7 protein-coding genes and 1 tRNA gene are annotated in these 6,617 nt (G+C 50.3%); 4 read left to right on the top strand and 4 right to left on the bottom strand.

Annotation, left to right across the window (positions count from 1 at the left end):
- Positions 1-113: 113 nt before the first annotated feature.
- The 3 genes from IQ235_RS15215 to IQ235_RS15205 all read left to right on the top strand — a co-directional run bounded on the left by IQ235_RS15215 (position 114) and on the right by IQ235_RS15205 (position 3,401).
- Positions 114-1,280: a hypothetical protein gene (locus tag IQ235_RS15215; RefSeq protein WP_264322292.1), complete on the top strand. Its 1,167-nt coding sequence runs from the start codon at positions 114-116 to the stop codon at positions 1,278-1,280.
- Between the two features lie 59 nt (positions 1,281-1,339).
- The gene (locus tag IQ235_RS15210; protein WP_264322291.1) at positions 1,340-1,468 is read left to right on the top strand and encodes a hypothetical protein; all 129 of its coding nucleotides are present in this window, start codon (positions 1,340-1,342) and stop codon (positions 1,466-1,468) included.
- Positions 1,469-1,655: 187 nt separating this feature from the next.
- Positions 1,656-3,401, top strand: coding sequence for an EamA family transporter (locus IQ235_RS15205; protein WP_264322290.1), 1,746 nt, complete (start codon positions 1,656-1,658; stop codon positions 3,399-3,401).
- A gap of 190 nt (positions 3,402-3,591) precedes the next feature.
- Here IQ235_RS15205 and IQ235_RS15200 read toward each other — a convergent pair.
- Positions 3,592-3,678, bottom strand: a tRNA-Ser gene (locus IQ235_RS15200).
- A gap of 171 nt (positions 3,679-3,849) precedes the next feature.
- On the opposite strand from IQ235_RS15200, the gene IQ235_RS15195 reads away from it, so the two are divergent.
- Positions 3,850-4,218 (top strand): 2Fe-2S iron-sulfur cluster-binding protein, encoded by a 369-nt coding sequence (locus tag IQ235_RS15195; protein WP_264322289.1) that lies wholly within the window; start codon positions 3,850-3,852, stop codon positions 4,216-4,218.
- Between the two features lie 95 nt (positions 4,219-4,313).
- Here IQ235_RS15195 and psbQ read toward each other — a convergent pair whose 3' ends face one another.
- The 3 genes from psbQ to IQ235_RS15180 all read right to left on the bottom strand — a co-directional run bounded on the left by psbQ (position 4,314) and on the right by IQ235_RS15180 (position 6,186).
- The gene (gene psbQ / locus IQ235_RS15190) at positions 4,314-4,772 is read right to left on the bottom strand and encodes a photosystem II protein PsbQ (RefSeq protein WP_264322288.1); all 459 of its coding nucleotides are present in this window, start codon (positions 4,770-4,772) and stop codon (positions 4,314-4,316) included.
- 46 nt (positions 4,773-4,818) lie between these two features.
- Entirely contained in the window at positions 4,819-5,661 is an 843-nt protein-coding gene (locus tag IQ235_RS15185) for an alpha/beta fold hydrolase (protein WP_264322287.1), read from the bottom strand.
- 177 nt (positions 5,662-5,838) lie between these two features.
- On the bottom strand, positions 5,839-6,186 hold the full coding sequence (locus tag IQ235_RS15180; RefSeq protein WP_502652920.1) for a glyoxalase superfamily protein: 348 nt from the start codon (positions 6,184-6,186) through the stop codon (positions 5,839-5,841).
- Between the last annotated feature and the right edge of the window lie 431 nt (positions 6,187-6,617).

Below are 6,617 nucleotides of genomic sequence, written 5' to 3'. Positions count from 1 at the left end.
TTGAGGAGGGGTTTCTCAATTGAGACCGCGATTTAGGGATCGAATGGAAGCAAAGATAATCTAGCCTGCCAATTGAGAACGACGCACCAGCAAATTTATATAGAGAAGATGGTATGGGTGGAGGAATTTATCGGATCGACGATGACGATCGGCTTGTGGAAATGACCGAACAAGCGTACGAGTCGGAGGAGCGACTGCAAGAGTGGATCGAACAATATCCCAACTTACTCGCCGGAGACCGCCCCAACAACGAGATGTCCCGGCGGTGGTTGCTCGTATCCCGCGAAAACTCAACGGCAAATGAAGAGGAAGGGACCCAACGCTGGTCTCGCGATCGCCTATTTCTCGATCGCTTGGGCATTCCCACTTTCGTAGAGGTCAAGCGTCTCAATAGCGAACGCTGTCGCCAAGAAGCGATCGGTCAAATGCTCGACTACGCAGCAAACGCGATCGTCCATTGGCCCATCGAGCAGCTCGTGGCGCAGTTTGAAGCCAACTGCCGGGAACAAGGTCGCGATCCCGAACAGGTGTTCGAGGAATTTTTCGGGGCGGATGCCGATGAAGAAGCCTTTTGGCAGCAGGTGAAAACAAACCTCCAAGCTGGAAAAATTCGTTTGGTATTTGTGGCCGACGAAATTCCCGTGGCGGCCCGTCGGGTGGTGGAATTTCTCAACGAACAGATGGATCCCGCCGAAATCCTCGCCGTGGAGATCGAACAGTATACCGATGTCGAAGCGGATTTGAGAGTGCTCGTTCCTCGGACCATCGGACAAACGGCCGGCGCGAAACAGAAAAAAGCCAGTGCCACCCTCGGGCGGCGTAAATGGGACGAATCGTCGTTTTTTCAAGAACTCAAGAGCCGCCGGGGCAAAGAAGAGGCAATCGTGGCCAAAAAACTCTACCAATGGGCCGTGGCTCGATCGAACCTTCTCGACGTACAGTGGGGCACGGGAGATACCTATGGCGGTTTTTCCGTCTGTGCGATCGCCCAAAGTTCGCGCCCTCCTTACGATCTATTTCGCGTGGGAATTTGGGGGGGATTGGAAATTTCCTCTCGCGATTATGCCAGTCGCGAACCCTTCGATACGAAAGATAAGTGGCAGGAACTGCGAGAGCAACTCAGTTCCATTGGCATGGCACTCCCTAACGATCCCAGGGAACCGCGTTTTCCCTTTTTACGCCTGTCTACCCTCCAAGACGAACAAGCCCTCGAGCGAGGTTTGCAAATCTTTGAGTGGATCGCCCGCGAAATTCAGGGGGCATTAAAAGATACGGATTGAGGCTTTTAAGTACGGCTGGGGGTGGGGGAGAATAAATATTCTCGCTCGCCCGTGCGTGGGTGCTTCGAGGACATCGGGGTCGTCACTATTTTCCCGCCTTGCGATCGTTAAGTTGCATCGATCTCCTGCGGTTGAGGGGGGTGAATGGAGGCTTCGATCGCCAACAACCGATCGAAATTTGCCGCTGATGGTTCCAGACAGGGGTAAAATTAGGCCAGAATTAATAAACATAGACTGAAAGAAAATCGATCTCGCCCTAAAGATAGTCAATCCCGATTTCCATCAGCTCAAACATTCGGCAAACGGTCGTAGATTTCTAAAACCACATCCCTAACCACTCAACCTTCAACCCAGCTTAGATAAGGACAACAGCTCATGGCGCAAAGGGACGATCCACCCGAGATGGGCCGGGCCAACGCTCGCTCCGCAGAAGACATTCTTCGCACCCTGACCGGAGACCTCAAAAATCTCCAGCAAGATATCATCATCCAGTTGGCGCGAGATGTCTCGCGGCTGCAAGGGGAAAAGTCTCGTCTGGCTAGGGAGATCGAACAACTGCAAACCAAACGAAAACAACTCTCCGATACCTCGGGGGATGCGATCGCGCCGTCGCCACTGTGGACGCAGCAGATGGCCCAACTACTTGCAGCACAGTTGAAAGAGCAATTGTGGCGGCAGACCCGCCGCCCGATCGTCAATCCATTTGGTTCGTTTGATGGCTCGCCTGGAGAATTTTCTCAGTTGGAATCTGGGGGAGGTCATCTCGATTTTCCACGCACCTCCGATGAGCTAGCTGCTTCTCTCAACAATAGTCTCAACACCTCCTACCGCGATGTCGAGCGAGAACTCCGCAGCCCCCACAGCTCTCTATCCCAGCAACTGCGGCAAATTCAAGATCTCCAACAGCAGGGTGAGGCGATCTTAGAAGCGTTGGTGTATCGTCTGAGCCAGCAAGTACATCTCGATGCCACCCAGCGGTCTTCCTCCCCAGCGACGATTGGCGAGAATGGCGGTACTCCCGCGCTGCAACCCCCAGACCTTGAGAAATCGGTACCGAGTCCAGCCTCACCCCCCTTAGAGCCCAAAGCACGATCGATTCAAGCCAAACCGACCTCTCAGGTCAAGCTCGGATTAATTCTGGCATTGCTTTATGCCGCCGCCCTTTCAGTTTTTAATGTCAGTATCGGGGTGATTCTCAATCCCAAAACCATTTTGGGAATTTGGGAGTGGGGCGGCATCATCTCCCCGAGCGTCGGTAATTCCTTGCTAATTCTGTTTTTGCGGATGGTGGTGGTCGTCGGATTGATGCCCTTGGTAGCGCTGTGGCTCTATCCACCTATGTGGGAAGACCTCGGGCAGTTTTGGCAAGGTCGGGACGATCGCCTCAAACTCCAAGTCATCGGCAGCGGTGCGGGTTTATTATTATCCCAAGTTCTCATCTATATGGCCTTCGGGACGGGGATTCCCATGGCGGTGGTGATTACGCTGTTTTTTATTTTTCCCATCGTTACGGTACTGGGAGCATGGGTGCTGTTTGGCGCTCGTCCGTCGAACTTACGCTGGGGAATTATGGCCATCGTTCTGTGTGGGGCGATTTTGTCGGTTCCTAAAATCTCAGATGTGTTTTCTGGAGATGTTGGCGGTAATTTCGTTCTCGGCAGTATGTATGCTGTGGCTTCGGGTATTACCTTTGCCGGATACGTGCTGCTGACCCAAATCTGCGGCAAAAAGCTGCATCCGATGCCCTTTAGTTTTGCCAATTTCCTCACGGTCTTCATCTTATGCCTGGTAGGGGTTTTGGTGGCTGGGATCACGGGCTGGGGATCGATGGAAGTCCTCAAAGAGCAATCGATTCCCTTACTTGCGAGCGGTGTCTGGCTGGGGATTCTCACCCTGGTGAGCTATATCCTCAATAATTTTGCCATTAAGTATTCCGATGCCTCTCTCGCGTCGATTGTTGGGGCGACAGGTCCGGTGATGACCGCGCTGTTTGCCTGGATTATCGTCAATGAAGTGATGCAACCCCTGCAAATTGGCGGTATGGTTCTGGTGACGATCGGTGTGGTGGGGTTGAGTTTGGAACGGATTTTGCTGGCGAAGAAAACGACTCGATCTCATTGAGGGGGAGACTTCCAAAGCGCGGAATTAATTCGGAAAGGGGAGAAAGTCACCTCATCCCCGATCCCCCTCGGCTCGGATGATTCGTAAAAATTCAGCGCGATCGGGTTGGGATTCCCCAGGTCGATCGCAAAAAAATACAGCCAAGGTAAGAGATCTTACTCTGGCTGCAACAATTTAGTTGGAAACTAAACGGAGAGGGAGGGATTCGAACCCTCGTTAAAGTTACCCCTAAACAGCATTTCCAGTGCTGCGCCTTCAACCACTCGGCCACCTCTCCAGGGGCATTGTTTATTAAGTTTTAAACCGTAGCTTACAAATCATAGCAGAATCTCCCGATCGCACTCAAGAAATTTTGACATTTATTCGACATTTTTCTGGATTCATCCCGATCTGGTAGATTGAGGAACGAGACGCTTATCCAAATTTTGGCTCTGTCAAACCTTTCCCTATGACCCGTTCTTACCAAATCCACGTCCACGATCGCGCCTCGAACCAGCGTTACTCGGTTCGAGTCCCAGAAGATCGCTACATCCTCCACAGTGCCGAAAATCAGGGTGCGAACTTACCTTTTTCCTGTCGTAACGGTGCGTGTACGACCTGTGCGGTGCGGGTTATCTCGGGCGAGGTCTACCAGCCCGAAGCCATGGGTCTTTCTCCAGAATTACAACGGCAGGGTTACGCGCTGTTGTGCGTGAGTTATCCACGATCGGACATTGAAGTAGAAACCCAAGAGGAAGATGAAGTCTACGAACTCCAGTTCGGACGCTACTTCGGTCGAGGTCGAGTTCGGTTCGGATTGCCCCTCGATGAGGATTGAGGACATCGGGGGCAATGGGAGAAATGGGGGACAACCAGGGCTAAACCCTTAAAAGTTACCCCCAGTTCTTCCGCTTGAGAACCTCAGCAATGTTTTTAACTCGTCGGTTCCGATTCGGGAACGAGCTTCAACAAAGCATCGATATCATCTAAGCTATCTTTGTAATCGCTCATTGCCTGACGGTAGTCCCCTGCATCTGCCGCCGCATCCAGGCTTTCTAAGTGACCGAACAACTCTTGCGAGATTTCTTTGGCTTCTTTCTGTTCGGCTTTTGTCAGGAGATTGCGATCTATTTTGCCAGCCTGCTGTCGGATCGTTCCCAGGGGTCCGTGAATGAACATATCCACGTAATTCCAGTTTTCCTTCTCGAGCAGGTCTGCCAACTCAGTGGTCATCCGATCGCGCATGGCGGAAATTTTGCCAGCGGATAGATCGAGCATATTAAGTTGTTCGGAGGTATAGGTCGGGGTGACGGCTTGGGGGCTACCGCAGCTTACGAGGACAACGGTGAAAAGGGCACAAATCCAAGCTAGAAAAGACTGATAACGGCGCATAGTTCTCTATTGCATTAAATAATTAACAAAACTCACGTAAATCATTTTACCGACGACGGAGAAAGGTGAGAAGCGATTCGCTAATCTCGCCAGACCAATGTTCTTGAGGATAGTGTGCTGCTTCTGGGAGTTCGACGAATTCGACATTGGCCATCGATTTCGCAGCGGCTTTCGCATCCTCCAGGGGTAGCCAGGGATCGAGAACCCCCCACAAAATTTGAGTGGGCTGCTCCCATCCAGACAAACCCGACTCGATTTGAGCCATGGCTGAGGGCATTTGAAGATTTTTCAGGGTCATCAACAGCGATCGACCGGAATCGGAAGTCGCTAAATAGGGACCGCGATATACATTCAAATCTTTGTCGGGGACGACGAAACGACTGCCCCCCTCCAAAAGCCGATCGACAAGTAAGGGGTCTTGAGTCATCATATCCCCAAGCAATGGCCAACTCATTTGCTGCATTTTGAAGGGCAGTTTGGCATTAGTGGAAAGGGGGGTATTCAAAATGGCTAGTCGTTCGATGCGATCGGGATGCGCGAAGGCATATTGCAATCCTACCGATCCTAAAAATCCCTGAACGACTAGAGAGAATCGTTCGATTTGTAAGGCTTCTAAAAAAGCATCGAGTGCCTCGATAAAAGCCTCGGGGGTATAGGCAAAATCGCGCTTGTCGGGTTTAGCCGAACGACCGTGACCGATCCAGTCTGGGGCAATAGCCCAAAATCCCTGACTGGCGAGTTCTGGGATAATCGCACTCCAACTATGACTCAAAGAGGGGATACCGTGTAGAAAGAGAACGGGAGGATAGTCAGCGGGTTTCTCGGGTTTCTCTTGCAGGTAAAACCACTCTAACGAGCCAACCTCGATCGATTTTTTTTCAATAGACACCGTTTTTTGGAACTTTTATTATTTATGATGTCTTCCACTCTACCTTAAGGCGGGACGCGGAAAAACGAATTTTCTCTCAATTCTCATTCAACGATCGCTGAGTTAGGCTGAAGACGTTTGGTTTCAGATCGGGTTCACAGAGAATTCGACTTGTATTTTGTCAATAGAAACAGCCGTTTAATCTAACTCCACAAACTCGTAGAATGCAATACAAACTCCTGCTAAATCGAGAACAGAAAACTCTTTAGAACCCCAAGGTTTTGTTTCCAGCTTTCCCTTTGGATGAACGATATCTTCGCCTTTGGCTTGAAATTCTGCGTAGAGTTCCTCAACACCTTCAACTTCGATGCGCAGGCTGGTCCCCTCGGCAAGATTTCGATCGTCATTTTCGACCAAAAAAATTGAGGCTCCATCTCGCTCGATAATTGCCATTTCAATGGGATTTCCTTCTTGATGCGTGATGGTAAAACCCAGCTTATTCTGGTAAAACTCGATCGCTTTTTTCATATCGTTTCCGGCGGGAATTAACGGTGTGATATTTCCCAGCTTAGGCGTGCTATTTTTGGGAATTGTTTTGAATTCGATAGGTTATTTTTGAATTTTATCGAATTTAAAAAATTTTAGCGGTTAGAAAAATTTCTCTTTCTGTCTACAAAACCTGACTGACTGACAAAACATAGGGGTCTCGGGTTCTATAGAAATTCTCGCGCCTTGTGAAGTACACCCAAATTCTATTCCCCATTCCCCCTTTCCGCGCTTCCGCATTTCGCATTCCGCGCTTATCCCCCCATTCCCTATTCCCTATTCCCAGAAACCCTGTACCTCATGAGTGTAAGAACCGCTCTATCTCGGGTTACAGTTTGTAAGATCGAGTTCAGATAATTCGTTACGAAAAGAGCGCAATTACTGTAGGGATGTAACCGTTCACTCCCCATGCCCCCGAAGCTGGCTTGAAC

It is taken from the genome of Zarconia navalis LEGE 11467 (genome assembly GCF_015207075.1).
Classification (GTDB): Bacteria; Cyanobacteriota; Cyanobacteriia; order Cyanobacteriales; family Geitlerinemataceae; genus Zarconia; species Zarconia navalis.
This window is presented reverse-complemented; position numbering and strand designations above follow the sequence as displayed.